12 protein-coding genes are annotated in these 13,109 nt (G+C 69.1%); 5 read left to right on the forward strand and 7 right to left on the reverse strand.

Annotated features, from left to right (window positions below):
* Positions 1–129: 129 nt before the first annotated feature.
* Entirely contained in the window at positions 130–2,760 is a 2,631-nt protein-coding gene (locus tag T333_RS06365; protein ID WP_496423893.1) for an ATP-binding protein, read from the forward strand.
* 21 nt (positions 2,761–2,781) lie between these two features.
* Here the strand turns inward: T333_RS06365 and T333_RS06370 are convergent, their stop codons facing one another.
* On the reverse strand, positions 2,782–3,396 hold the full coding sequence (locus T333_RS06370; protein WP_355000259.1) for a TetR/AcrR family transcriptional regulator: 615 nt from the start codon (positions 3,394–3,396) through the stop codon (positions 2,782–2,784).
* A 126-nt stretch (positions 3,397–3,522) separates the two neighbouring features.
* Here T333_RS06370 and T333_RS06375 point away from each other — a divergent pair, with 126 nt between their 5' ends.
* Positions 3,523–5,565 (forward strand): neutral/alkaline ceramidase, encoded by a 2,043-nt coding sequence (locus tag T333_RS06375; RefSeq protein ID WP_496423894.1) that lies wholly within the window; start codon positions 3,523–3,525, stop codon positions 5,563–5,565.
* On the opposite strand, the gene T333_RS06380 is transcribed toward T333_RS06375, so the two are convergent.
* Positions 5,566–5,808, reverse strand: a complete 243-nt coding sequence (locus tag T333_RS06380; protein ID WP_355000257.1) for a DUF2530 domain-containing protein — start codon at positions 5,806–5,808, stop codon at positions 5,566–5,568.
* Positions 5,809–5,835: 27 nt separating this feature from the next.
* Here T333_RS06380 and T333_RS06385 point away from each other — a divergent pair, with 27 nt between their 5' ends.
* Positions 5,836–6,309 carry a MarR family winged helix-turn-helix transcriptional regulator gene (locus T333_RS06385; RefSeq protein WP_355000256.1) on the forward strand — a complete coding sequence of 158 codons (474 nt, stop codon included), beginning with the start codon at positions 5,836–5,838 and terminating at the stop codon, positions 6,307–6,309.
* 33 nt (positions 6,310–6,342) lie between these two features.
* Here the strand turns inward: T333_RS06385 and T333_RS06390 are convergent, their stop codons facing one another.
* Positions 6,343–6,744, reverse strand: coding sequence for a YccF domain-containing protein (locus T333_RS06390; protein ID WP_355000255.1), 402 nt, complete (start codon positions 6,742–6,744; stop codon positions 6,343–6,345).
* Positions 6,745–6,823: 79 nt separating this feature from the next.
* The gene (locus tag T333_RS06395) at positions 6,824–8,029 is read right to left on the reverse strand and encodes a GNAT family N-acetyltransferase (protein ID WP_496423895.1); all 1,206 of its coding nucleotides are present in this window, start codon (positions 8,027–8,029) and stop codon (positions 6,824–6,826) included.
* A 142-nt stretch (positions 8,030–8,171) separates the two neighbouring features.
* On the opposite strand from T333_RS06395, the gene T333_RS06400 reads away from it, so the two are divergent.
* Both T333_RS06400 and T333_RS06405 read left to right on the forward strand, forming a co-directional pair.
* Complete coding sequence (locus T333_RS06400; RefSeq protein WP_355000253.1) at positions 8,172–8,975, forward strand: TrmH family RNA methyltransferase; 804 nt, start codon at positions 8,172–8,174, stop codon at positions 8,973–8,975.
* A gap of 11 nt (positions 8,976–8,986) precedes the next feature.
* The gene (locus T333_RS06405) at positions 8,987–9,304 is read left to right on the forward strand and encodes a DUF2537 domain-containing protein (RefSeq protein WP_357246592.1); all 318 of its coding nucleotides are present in this window, start codon (positions 8,987–8,989) and stop codon (positions 9,302–9,304) included.
* Between the two features lie 85 nt (positions 9,305–9,389).
* Here T333_RS06405 and T333_RS06410 read toward each other — a convergent pair whose 3' ends face one another.
* From T333_RS06410 to serC, 3 genes are all read right to left on the reverse strand, one after another.
* A complete protein-coding gene (locus tag T333_RS06410) occupies positions 9,390–10,133 on the reverse strand; it encodes a DUF6928 family protein (RefSeq protein WP_355000252.1) in 744 nt (247 codons plus the stop codon).
* Positions 10,134–10,397: 264 nt separating this feature from the next.
* Entirely contained in the window at positions 10,398–11,513 is a 1,116-nt protein-coding gene (gene sepH, locus T333_RS06415; protein ID WP_355000251.1) for a septation protein SepH, read from the reverse strand.
* Between the two features lie 351 nt (positions 11,514–11,864).
* Positions 11,865–12,989 (reverse strand): phosphoserine transaminase, encoded by a 1,125-nt coding sequence (serC, locus tag T333_RS06420; RefSeq protein WP_355000250.1) that lies wholly within the window; start codon positions 12,987–12,989, stop codon positions 11,865–11,867.
* Positions 12,990–13,109: the final 120 nt, after the last annotated feature.

Raw genomic sequence — 13,109 nt, forward strand, 5'->3', positions numbered from 1 at the left:
TCGAGGGACGGTACTGCCGTTGCGCCGAGCGACGACACCGCCGTTGCGCCGAGCGACGGTACGGCCGGTTCGGCGGGCAACACGGTTCCGAACGACGCCGCGCAAGCTTTCCAACCTCCTGCCCTTCGGTTGACCTGGCCGCTGGAGGCAGGTCCCACACCGGGGTTCGACACCGAAGTCGTATTGCGCCTGCACGCCGACATCGACGCCGACGCATTGCTCGCCGCCCTGCGCGACGAGGCCGCGGATCTGCTCCTGGAACTGCCCGCCCTGCAATCCATTCGGATCGGCGACGACGAGTTCACCTCCGCGGTGCGCGAACTCGGCGGCGGCCTCCAGGAACTACAGGTGTCGGGTCCGGATGATCGTCGCCGAACGTGGTGGCAGTTCCGCACCGCCCGCGCGAGATGGCTGCTGCCGCTGCGCGAGGGCAAACCCCACGCCGCACCGCACGACGTCCTTCGCGCGCCCACGCGCTCCGACGAGGAACTGTCCCTCCCGGCCCTGCTGATCGCCGACATTCCGATGCAACCGGACCGGCGCCGCCTGCTACCCGGCGCCCGCATCACCGAACTGGCCTCCGGCTACGCCGATTTCGCACGCGCCCTCCCCGCGACCGACCGCCTCGTCCTGGTCCCCACACCAGGGTTCGCCCGCAGCGAGACCGACGGCCTGCTCCGTGAGGCCCTCATCCGCGAACTGCAAACGCACCCCTGGCTGCCGGTGGTCGGCGCACCCTCGAAGCCTGGTCCCGCCGCCGAGCCGGGCCGCGTCACCGAAGCTGGCCCTGCCGCTGAGCTGAATCTCGACGCCGCGCCGAACTCCGCCGCCCGGTTGGGCGCCGTCGCGGGGTCGAGCTTCGAAGCGGCTGCCGACTCCGCCGCTGGGCCCACCCCTGCCGAGCTGGACCTCTACGCCGACCCGAACGTCGGCGCCGAGTCCAGTTCCGGTGCTGCGTCCACCGTCGCAGCGGGGACTTACTCCGGCCCGGCATCTGGTCTTGCCGTGGAGTCCGGGCCCGGCGCGCACCCTGCCGTCGGACCAGCCGCAAATGAAATTCCCGCGGCCGTACCCGCCCGCGCGAGCGTCTTCCCCGACCTCACACCGGAATTGGCCGACCTCCTCGACGACATCGTCGGCCCCTTGGTCATCCCCGAGCTCTCGGGCCGCGCCCACACCGAGGCCCTCGCGGTACTGGACGTGCACCGCCTCGGCCTCGCCCGGCTCGCCGAACTCTCCGCCGGTGTGGAGCGCCCGCCCGCTTGGTGGCGGGATTGGTATGCGGCGCTGGAGCCGTTCGTGGTCGACCCGCTGTCCGCCGAAGAGCTCGGCGCGCTGGCTGTTCCGCTGGCCGACGGCCGCCTGGTGACCGGTCCGCGCACGGTCGTCCTCGACGACATGCTCGAGGTCGCCATCCCGCTGCACTGGGCGCGCCTGGTCCATCCGGAGGCCGCGCACCCACTGCTGTCCAGGCTCGGTGCGCGCTCGGCCACCGCGGCGGACCTGCTCGCCGATCCGGCGCTGCACGCGGACCTGGAAGACCACCCCGATGATCCCGACCTGGTCGACGCGGTGCTCCGTTTGGCCGCGTACGCCGATCCGGACGCGCTGCCGCCCTGGCTCGGCTCGATCGAATTGCCGGACACCGCAGGCGAATTGCTGCCCGCCGACGAGCTGCTGCTGCCCGAGGCGCCGCTGTACGCGCTGCTCGTCGAGGACGCGCCGCTGGGCACCGTCGCCAAGGAAATCGTGGACGAGTACGGCGCGCAGGCGCTGCGGGCCGTGGGCGTCGGCTGGGATTTCGGCGTCGTCTCCGAGTCCGACCCGACCGGGCCCGATCATCATCTGGACGACGAAGAGTCCTGGTGGGCCAGCCTGCCCGAGGAGCCCGCCGAGTTCGCGGCCGTCCGTGACCTGGACCTGATCGACGACATCGCCTGGCCGGACGCTCTGCACCAGCTGCTCGCCGAACCGAAGACCAGGCGTCTGCTCGCCGACCCGGACGGCTACACCGCGTGGTGGCTGCGCAGGCATGCCCGCCTCGACGGCATCCCGCTCGGCCACCACCTGCATCCCGACGACACCGAATTCACCGGGCTGCTCCCACAGTTCGCGATTCCCGGCCTGAGCCACGCCGACTTGGCGGTACTGCGCTCGGTCCTCGCGGATCCGGAGCGAATCACCCCGGACCTCGCCGAGGCGCTGCTCGCGGCGCTGGCCGATCCGGCGAACAACCCTGAGCCGCAGATCGTTTCGCGCGCGCACCGCCACCTGGCCGCCGCGGCGTCCCGTCTCGATCTCACCGAGCTGGTGCTGCCGGAACGGGTGCGCGTACTGTCCGGCGACGCGGTGCAAGCCGCCGACGCGATGGTGCTCGACCTGCCGTGGTTCGGCCTCGCACTGCCCCCGGATCGCCTGGTGCTCGGCGACCAGGAGACCGCACCGAGCCTGGCGACCCTGCTCGACCTGCCGCTGGTCTCGGAGTCGGTGACAGCCGAGGTACTCGGCGCGGGCCGCCGCACCTCGTGGTCCGCCGACCCGCTGGGAGTGGTTCTGCGCGAACTGTTCTCACTCGCACCGCAGGACGGCGAGCTGGTGCTGCACGACGACCTGCGCGTGCGGCTGTCCGGCGCGGTGACCGGGACGGTGTCGGTGCCTTGGTGGCGCGTGGGGACCGAGACGCACATCCGCGTCCCGAGCCTCATCGACACGACGACGCCCGAAAGCATCATCGACGGAACGACGTTCGAGAGACCTTAGACGCTACGAACAGCGGAGGGCCTAGGTCGCGTACCCCGCGAGCATCTCGCTCAGCAGATCGAGCTGCGCCCGCACCGCTTCGCTGTCGTTGTCGACCAGCCAGCGCAACACGACGCCGTCGATCACGTTGAGGGTGAACCGGCTCAGTGTCTGCACCGGCACCGACCACGAGGTGGCCGTGGCGTCGCGCGCGTGATCGAGGATGTCGGCGACCGTGGAGTCGTTGAAGGCGTACTGTTCGCGCGCGATCGCGAGTTTCTTCGGGGTCTGTTCCCCTTCGCGCAACGCATATGTGGTTGTTTCGTAAGTGAGCAGTTGTCGTTCCGGTGTGGCTTCGATGTTCAGCCACATCAGTTCGAGTCCGGCGCGCACCAATTTTTGAAGCGCTTCTTTTCCACTTTCGACGTCTTGCCAAACTGTTTCATTGGCGTCGACGGAATCGCGTAATTCCATCGACAACGCCTTGACCAGCTCGGTCATCAGCGCGTCCTTATTTTCGAAACAGTAATGCACCACACCGAGTGAGACACCGGCTGCTTGAGCCACATCGCGCGTGGTCACACCGGCCACGCCCTTTTTTTCGGCAAGGCCGATAGCGGCCTCGATAAGGTGGGCCCGTCGTTCTTCGACGCTCAATCGGGAGGACACCTCAGCGAGTTAAGCGCTCGCGGCGCGTGCAGTCAATTCGCGCCGCCGAAAAATCTGGACTGGACGCGCGTCCAGTTGTGTGGTTCGCTGCCAAACGGACGAAGGGAGGCTCGGATGCCGGTGTCACGCAGAACGGTTCTCGCCCGAACCGCGGCGGGGTCGGCGGCGCTCGCCGCCGCCACGACGATCGGATCGGGGCCGACCGCGGGTCCCGCCGCCGCCGCGCCGGACTCGGGCTATCAGGTGGGCGTCGGCATCTCCGACATCACCGGCCCGGCCGCCGAGTGCGGAATGATGGGTTACTCCCAGCTGGAGCAGACCACCGCGGGCATCCACCTGCGCCCGCGGGCGCGCGCGTACGTGATCGCCGCGGGCGGGCGGCGCGTCGTGTTCGTCGTCGCGGAGAACGGCATGATCTTCCAGTCGGTGCACCGCGGCGTGCTGCTCGAGCTGGCCCGTCGGTTCGGCGATCTCTACACCGAGCAGAACGTGCTGCTCACCTCCACTCACTCGCACGCGACCTGCGGCGGCTCCAGTCACGACTACGCCTACAACCTGTCCATCCTCGGGTTCCAACAGCAGGTGTACGACGCCGAGGTGAACGGGATCGTGGAGGCCGTCGCGGCCGCGCACGCCGATCTCGGGCCCGCGTCGCTCGCGCTCGGCCGCGCGGAACTGCACGACGCCAGCGTCAACCGCTCGCGCGTCGCCTTCGACCGCAACCCGGCCGCCGATCGCGCCTACTTCCCCGACGCCATCGACCCGGCGGTGACCGCGCTCTCGATTGCCAAGGGCGGCAAGCGGATCGGCGCGATCACCTGGTTCGCGACGCACAACACGTCGATGACCAACGCCAACCGGTTGATCAGCGGTGACAACAAGGGTTACGCCTCCTTCGCCCACGAACACACCGACCACGGCGTCCGATACCTCGACGGCGCACCGGATTTCGTGTCGGCCTTCGCCCAGACCAACGCGGGCGACATGTCGCCGAACCTGAATCTGCGCCCCGGATCGGGACCGACCGAGGACGAGTTCGAGAACACCCGGATCATCGGTGAACGCCAACACGACGCCGCCGAGGACGCGCTCAACGCGGCACGCTCGCTGAGCGGACCCGTCGACTCCCTGCTCTGCTACATCGACCTGGCGAACATCGCGGTCGACGGGCGATTCACCCCGGACGGTCGACCGCGGCACACCGCTCCGGCCGCCGCGGGCGTCTCGCTGATCGCGGGCAGCGTCGAGGACGGCCCCGGTCTGCCGGGCGGCCCGATCCCGGAAGGCGTGCGCAACCCGTTCCTCGGCGCGCTCGGCGATCCGAACCAGCCCGCACCGGCCTGGCTAGCGGATGCCCAGGCGCCCAAGGCGATTGCCGCGCCGCTCGGTCTGCTTCCGCCGGTGCCGTGGGTGCCGAGCGTGGTGCCGATCCAGCTGATGCGGATCGGCGAGTTGTACCTGGCCGCCGCGGGCGGTGAGTTCACCATCGTGTCCGGGCTGCGGGTGCGCAGGGCCGTGGCGGAGGCGCTGGGCGTCGACGTGGAACAGGTGCTGCTCCAGGGCTACGCCAATGCCTACCACGAATACGTCACCACCCCAGAGGAATACGACGCCCAGCAGTACGAGGGCGCCTCGACGCTCTACGGCCGCTACACGTTGCCCGCCTACCAGCAGGAATTCCACCGCCTGGCAACGGCTTTGGCGGCCGGGGCGACGGTCGCGCGCGGACCCGCGCCGCGTGACGTTTCGAACCTCCAGCCGAACTTCGTGCCCGCGCCGGGTCCCGACGCCACCCCGCCGGGCCGTGGCTTCGGCGACGTGCTGACCCAGCCCGCCTCCTGCGCACGCGGCGAACGCGTTGTCGCCGAGTTCGTTTCGGCCCACCCGAAGCACAACCCGCGACGCAACGGCACCTTCCTCGAGGTGCAGCGCAGCACCGGAACCGGCTGGGTGCGCGTTGCCAACGAGGGGGAGTGGGCGGTGCGGTATCACTGGAGCAAGCGCGGGTCCGCCGAATCGGTGGCCCGGTTCACCTGGGACGTTCCCGCCGACGCGGAGCCGGGGCAGTACCGCTTCGTGCACTTCGCCGACAGCCTCGGCGCCGACGGCGTGCTGCGCCCCTTCACCGGGGTGAGTGCGGAATTCCAGGTGAGCTGATCACTCCAGACCGGTCTGCGCGCCCTTGTCGCCGCGCCGGGCGCCGCGGCGCTGGATCAGGAAGATGGTCGAGCCGATGAGGCCGACCACCAGACCCATCAGACAGACGGGAAGCGCCGGCTCCCAGCTCTCGGGTCCGGCCCACACGACGATGGTGGCGACCACCCACAGCGCGCTGCCGACGACGAGCACCGGCCGCGGATCGGTCAGCCGCGGCGGGATCTCCGGCACTTTCTGGGTCACGGGCTCAGCGTAGCTGCGGGAACCGGCATGCCGCACCCAGCGGGTCCCGTATCGTTTGCCACTGTGACAACGTCATCGGATGTTAGAGCCCTCGCCGGTGAACTCTCGCTGGCGGTGGTTCGGCTGACGCGACATCTGCGGGGGCGACGCGCCGACTCACAGATCTCGCTGACCCAGCTCTCCGCCCTCGCCACCTTGGCGCGCGAGGGCGCGATGACGCCCGGCGCGCTGGCCGCCAAGGAGCGGGTGCAGCCGCCGTCGATGACCAGGGTCATCGCGTCGCTGACCGATCTGAAGTTGGTGGAGCGCAAGCCGCACCCGACAGACGGCCGCCAAATCATCGTCTCTCTCTCGGAATCCGGCCGGGCGCTGATCGCCGACGAGGCCAGCGCCCGCGAAGCCTGGATGACCGAACAGCTCTCCACCCTCACCGGCGACCAGCTCGAGATCCTCACCCGAGCCGTCGCCATCATGAAGCAGATCGTCTCCGAATCGGAGTAGTCCGCTTCGCGCGGGATCGCGAGTGGTGCTTCCCTACCTGGCGGCGAACGGCTGGTCGCTGTCGACGATCTCGCGTCCGAGCGGGAACAACGAGAGCGGAATGAACTTCAGGTTCGCCCAGCCGAACGGGATGCCGATGATCGACAGGAACAGCGGGATGCTGGTCAGCAGGTGGCCGAGCGCGAGCCACCAGCCCGCCACGATGAACCAGATGATGTTGCCGATCAGCGAGCCCGCCCCCGCGCCGGGCTTCTCCACCGTCGTGCGGCCGAACGGCCACAGCACGTAGGCCGCGATGCGGAACGAGGCGATGCCGAACGGGATCGTGATGATCAGGATGCAGCAGATGATCCCGGCCAGGATGTAGCCGAGCGCCATCCAGAACCCGGCGAAGATGAGCCAGATGATGTTGAGGACCAGCTGAAGCGGCTTCATATCTCCAGGATGCCAGCCAGCGCCCGGCCGCGGGGAAGTTACCGGCCGGGCGCGTCGGCCGGGAGAACCGGCCCCTTCGTCAGAAGAACCAACCCAGCACCGCGTCGCGATCGGCGCCGAACGCCTCCTCCAGCGCGCGCAGCTTGGCGGAATCCTTGGCCTGCAACCGATTCGCCGCCGCGAACGCGCGCGCCGGGTACGCGCCGAGGTACATGCTGCCGAGCACGTCGATGCCCAGTTCGATGTCGGCGGCCCGGTCGGTGGGCACACACTCGGCGCGTCCGTCGCGCACGGTGAGCGCGAAAACGCCGCCCGCGTCGCGGAAGGGATCGGTGACGGAGAGGACGACATCGAGATCGGTCCGGTAGTCGCGGGCCGCGAGCGCCGCGGGGACGTCCATGAGACGCAGCCAGAGGCCGTCGTAGCGGGCGGTCGTGCGAACCAGCCGCGGGTTCTTCAGCAGATAGGGGAGTGGGTCGTTGTCGCTGAGCTCCGCCTTGATCCGGGTGACCAGGTCCAGACCGAACAGCGCGCGCCAGAGCGCCGCGTGCGCGTCGGCGGTGACCGCCCGCATCTCGTCGATCTCGACGGTCATCTCCCTGACTTCGTGGTGGTAGCGATACAGCGCGTAGCCGTCCGGATGCAGCAGCGTGAAAAGGTCGGAGCCGCCGCGGCGGAACCGCTCCGGATCGGCGAACAGGTTGCCCCACGACGCGTCCGGCCGCACCTGCGCGCCCGGCGTCAGCCTGCGCCAGCGGTCGTAGATCTCGCGAACCCGGTCGGTGACACTCGCGAGCATCACGAGCTCGACGCCACCCGGATCCGGTGTGGTCGGCAGGAATTCGGCGAACCTGCGGTCGATGGTGACCGCGTTCTGGCGCACCGCGGGGCCGTAGCCGAACCGACCGTAGATGCCGCCCTCGCTGGCCGTGAAAATGGTCAGCGGCAGGCCCTGCGCCTCGGTGCGCCGGTGCTGTTCGACGTACATCGCCCGCAGAATGCCGCGCCTGCGGTGCGTCGGCGCCACACTGACCCCCGCGATGCCGCGGGCCGAGACCGTTCGCTCGCCCGGCACGGTCAGGATCATCTCTCGCGAGTGAACCTGCCCGACTACGCGATCACCGTCCACCGCCACGATCGTGTCCAGCGGCGCGAACAATCGCACCGCCCGTTCCAGCCACGCATCGTCCTGCCGGACCCCGAACGAGGTCTCGGACAGCAACCTGATCGCCGCGGCATCCGCCTCGGTCGCCGATCGAATGGTGATGCCGGGTACGAGCGTCATGGGCAGATCGTCCCATGTATGAACACCGCCGCGCACCGGAATTTCGCTGCGTCACCGCGCCGGTCGGCAGCCTGGGACCGGGAGGGAACGATTCGCGGGTGGCGGTTTCTGGTCGGGGTCCGGGGGCGGGCAGGATATGGCGGTGGCCGAAGTGATCGATATCGATGATCCCAGCGATTCCCGGGTCGACGATTTTCGCGACCTGGCGTCGGCGGATCGGCGGCCCGACCTGCCGGGGCGCAAGGGGCTGGTGATCGCCGAGGGCGTGGTTGTCGTGCAACGGATGCTGGACTCGCGCTTCCGGCCCAGCGCGCTGATGGGGGTCGCGCGCAGGTACGAGCAGTTGGCCGAGGATCTGGCCGGGGTGGACGTGCCGTTCTACCGGGCTACGGCCGAGGTCATGGCCGAGATCGTGGGGTTCCATCTCAATCGCGGGGTGCTCGCGGTGGCGCGGCGGCCCGCCGAGCTGACGCTCGACGAGGTGACCGAGGGCGCGCGAACCGTCGCCGTCTTGGAGGGCGTGAACGATCACGAGAATCTAGGGTCGATGTTCCGCAATGCGGCGGGGCTGGGGGCCGAGGCGATCCTGTTCGGGGACCGGTGCGCCGATCCGCTGTACCGGCGCGCGGTCCGGGTGTCGATGGGGCATGTCCTGCGGGTGCCGTTCGCGTCGGTGCCGGACTGGCCGAACGGCCTGGAACTACTGCGGCGCAAAGGATTTCAGATCATCGCGCTCACCCCGAACCCCACGGCGCCGAATCTGGCCGCCGCGATGACGGGCAAGCGGGTCGCGCTGTTGCTCGGCGCGGAGGGGCCCGGACTCACCGAGGAAGCGATGCGGGCGACCGACATCCGCGCGCGCATCCCGATGTCGCCGGGCACCGATTCGCTGAATGTGGCCACGGCCGCGGCCATGGCGTTCTATGAACGAGTGAGAACGTCGTGAGGGACGAGGACATGGTGGATCACCCGACGAACGGCGCGTACCGCGGCTATCCGCCCGCGCAGGACCCGACGCCGTGGGCCGCGGGCATCACTGTGGTGGTGATGGTGGCGCTGCTGGCGGCGGTGGCCGTCTACGCGTTCGGGATCGCCCTCGCCCAGGTGCATCCGCTGCTGGCCGTCGCGGTGAACCTGGTCGCCGCCGGTGGCGCGGCGCCGACCGCGTGGCGCTCGCGTTTCACGCCGGTGACCAGATGGGTGCTGCTCGGCTGCGGTGTCGGCGTTGTGCTCGGGTGGTTCGCGCTGATCGTCGAGGGTTTGTCGGCGCTGTGATGCCGGGGCGCTGGACGATCCGGCGCTGTGACTCCGGCGGCGAGTGATCCGGCGCCGGGACATTCGGCGGCCGAGACGATCGCCCTCAGCCGACGCGATCTCCGCCGCGCAGCCAACCGAACAGCCCACGCCTCGGCTTGATCGCGGGCTCGATCACTTCCGGGCCGATCGACTTCGAGCGATCCGGCGCCTCGCCTTTCGGGTACAGCGTGAATCCGCACACCGCGATATCGCCCGGCGCCAGCGCGCCCTGCGGCGAGGGAGCCCGGTAGTGGAAGCCGAGCCATTCGTTGTTGGCGGCGTCGGCGAAATCGGGCGGGTCGAAGGGCAGCGTCTGCGGGTCCGGCAATTCTCCGGCATGCCAGCGAACGGGATGCTCACCCGCCCAGTACGACCGCTCCCAGACCAGCGGAAGTCCCTCGTCCTCCAGGATGTTCACCCTGGTCGAACTGAACGCACGGCGGAATTCCCCGCGCTCCCAGTGCGCGAACGCGCCCCAGCCGATGAGGGTGTCGAAGGAGATCAGATAGGTGTGGTCGGAGGCGAGCGGGCGAACAAGCAGCTCCGGCAATCGTGTCGGCCTCGGTAGCGCGGCCTGTGCCGAACACACAACTGTGACACCGGGATAGCAGCCGATGTACACCTCGTCGGTGTCCGGGCCCGCGCAGCCGCCGAGCGTGCCGACCATCTTCGGCACCACGTCGTGGTCGCCGTAGAGCTGTTTGGCGAGCGCCAGCGCGGCCTCGGGCTCCGGGTCGTGATCGGCGCGCAGTACCGCCAACGGGTCGGGGGCGTCGACATACCAGAGAGACGAGGCTTTGGACAGCATTTCCGGCACCTCCCGATGGTCGCACGAAACTATTCCGCGAACTTCCAGCTACCGTCCGTGTCGGATGACGGCGCACGTCGTCTTCGACACATCGGAAAATCTACTCGCCTCGGACGACCCGCGACGCAGCTTCGGCAACGGAACACGCCAGCGCGAAGAGAATTTCGGGGCGCAATCGAGTTTTCGGGGTGGAACTGTGATCCAGCAACCTCGACTAGCGATTCAGCAAACTTCCGGGTGCGCCGAAAACCGCGGCGCGGACGGTCAGTGACCCGAGCTGCGCACGCCGAGCAGCACGTCCTCCCAGGACGGCATGGGCGCCTTGCCGCGCTTGGTGCGGTTCGGCTTGGCGGGCGCGGACTTTGCGTTGCCGGGCTTGGTGTTCTCCTCGGCGGGCGCGGCATTCGCGGCCGGAGCCGAGGTGTTCGCGGCGGCGGCCGGTGCGCTGGTGGTGGGAGCGCTCGCCGCCGGGGTGGCGGTCGTGCTCGTCGCGGGAGTGGTCTTGGCGCTCGCCGCGGGAGTGGTCTTGGCGCTCGGCGCGGGCGCCGTGTTGGTGCTCGCCGCCGGTGTCGCGGTGCTGGTGCTCGCGGCCGGGATCGTCGCCGCGCTACCGCCCGCGGCCACTGCCCGCTGCTCGAAGTACTCGTCCAGGGTCGGCTGCGGCTGCCGGGCCGTCGCGGGACGCGCGGTGGGCGCCGGGGGAGTTTCCTTGCGCGGCTCGACGACGGGTTCGGCCGGCGCGGGCGCCTCCAGCTCGGCTTGCGGCGGCAGGACGGTCGCCAGACCGCGCAGCGCACGGCCGAAATCGGGATCGATCAGATCCGCGGCGGGATCGTCGAGCGGCGAGACCGAACCGCCGTGCGCGTCGGGCTGGTAGCGCCAGTGCGCGGCGATCTCGGAACGCCCGTTCTGCCACTGCAACTGGGCGACCCAGAAGCCCTTCTCGTCCTTCCACGCATCCCACTCGGCGTTCTCGAGCGTGTGCCCGCGCTCGGTGAACGCGGCGGTGACGATATCGATCAGGGTTTCCACGGCGGGGCCGTCGGGGCGGACCGGGTGCGCCTTCTGGGCGAGCTCGGCGGCGCGGGCGCGCTCCAACAGCACGGGATACGCGAAACGCTCGACCCGGCTGGCGGGCATGCCGGATTCTTCGGTGACCTGTTCGACGGAGGCTCCGGCGCGGATACGAGCCTGGATATCGCGAGGACGCATAGAAGCTTCCATTTCGATCTCGATCTGGCCGAATCGGGCAAGGTCTCCGCGCGCGGCGGCTCGTAGCTTGTCGTCTGCGGGCAGCCGGAACTTCTGGCCGGACTCGGTGTCGATGCACACGATGTGCGTGGAGTCGGGCGTCACCCCGATCACTCGAAGTTCACGCACCGTTACCTCCTTATCGCGTCGGCTCGCGACACCGCCCACTTTCCGAAACAGTAGTGCACACTCGATGATCTCGAGGCAAGACACGCTGCACCAAAATCTGCCGCCCCCAGACGGAAAACGCTAATGTGTCCTCTTTGTGCGCGGGTGCGCGACCTGTCGTGTCGCGTTTTCGAGCGGTCGAGACTCGCGCCCGTCGCGCATGCGCCTGGACCGCTCGATAATCTGATCGTTCACGAATCCAGGCTGGTAGCGCGGGTGTTCAGTGGTCTTTACGAGGGTGCGGCTCTCGGTGGGTGATCAGAGCACGATGCCCGTGGTCTCGGTGAAACCACGGGCATCGAAAGAATTCGCTCAGGACAGCTTTTCGACTACCCAGTCGATGCTGCGGGTGAGCTGACTCACGTCGTCCGGATCGATCGCCGGGAACATGCCGACGCGCAGCTGGTTACGGCCCAGCTTGCGGTAGGGCTCGGTGTCGACGATTCCGTTGGCCCGCAGCACCTTCGCGACCTGCGCCGCGTCCACCGAGTCGGCGAAGTCGATGGTGCCGACGACCTGCGAGCGGTGCGCCGGATCGGTGACGTACGGGGTGGCGTATTCGCTCGACTCGGCCCACGAGTACAGCCGCGAGGAGGAATCCAGCGTCCGCTTGACCGCCCAGTCCAGGCCGCCGTTGCCGTTCAGCCACTCGATCTGGTTGGCGAACAACAGCAGGGTGCCCAGCGCCGGGGTGTTGTAGGTCTGGTCCTTGGTGCTGTTGTCGATCGCGACCGGCAGCGAGAGGAACTCGGGGGTCCAGCGGCCGCTGTTCTTGATCTCCTCGACCCGGGCCAGCGCAGCGGGGCTCATCAGCGCGACCCACAGGCCGCCGTCGGCGGCGAAGCACTTCTGCGGAGCGAAGTAGTAGACGTCGGCGTCGGTGATGTTCACCGGGAGGCCGCCCGCGCCGGAGGTGGCGTCGATGGCGATCAGCGCGTGCTCCGAACCGGCCGGACGCTGCACCGGAATGGCCACGCCCGTGGAGGTCTCGTTGTGTGCCCAGCCGATGAGGTCGGCCGACGGGTCGGCCACCGGCTCAGGGGCGCTGCCCGGCTCGGACGAGACGACGATCGGGTCGCCGATGAACGGGTTGCCCTTGGCGACGGCGGCGAACTTGCTGGAGAACTCGCCGTTGGTCAGGTGCAGCGAACGTTCGCGGATCAGGCCGAACGCGGCGGCGTCCCAGAACGCGGTGGTGCCGCCGTTGCCGAGCACGACCTCGTAACCATCCGGCAGGCCGAAGAGCTCGCGCAGGCCGTTGCGCACGCGCGCGACCACGTCCTTGACCGGCTTCTGCCGGTGCGAGGTTCCGAACACCGAGGCCCCCACCTTTACCAGGGACTCCAGCTGTTCCGGGCGCACCTTGGAGGGGCCGCAGCCGAACCGTCCGTCGGCGGGCTTGAGGTCGTCGGGAATGGTCGGGAACGCAGTGGTCATGGCCAATAGGGTAAAGCGTGTCCGACCTGCTCGGTTCGTGCGGGTGGGTGCCGCAGGGCCGTCACGTCCTGCAAATCGGCGAAGGTGTGATCAATTACTCATAGGCACGCCGTATTGCTG

This window comes from Nocardia sp. CNS-044 (assembly GCF_059570515.1).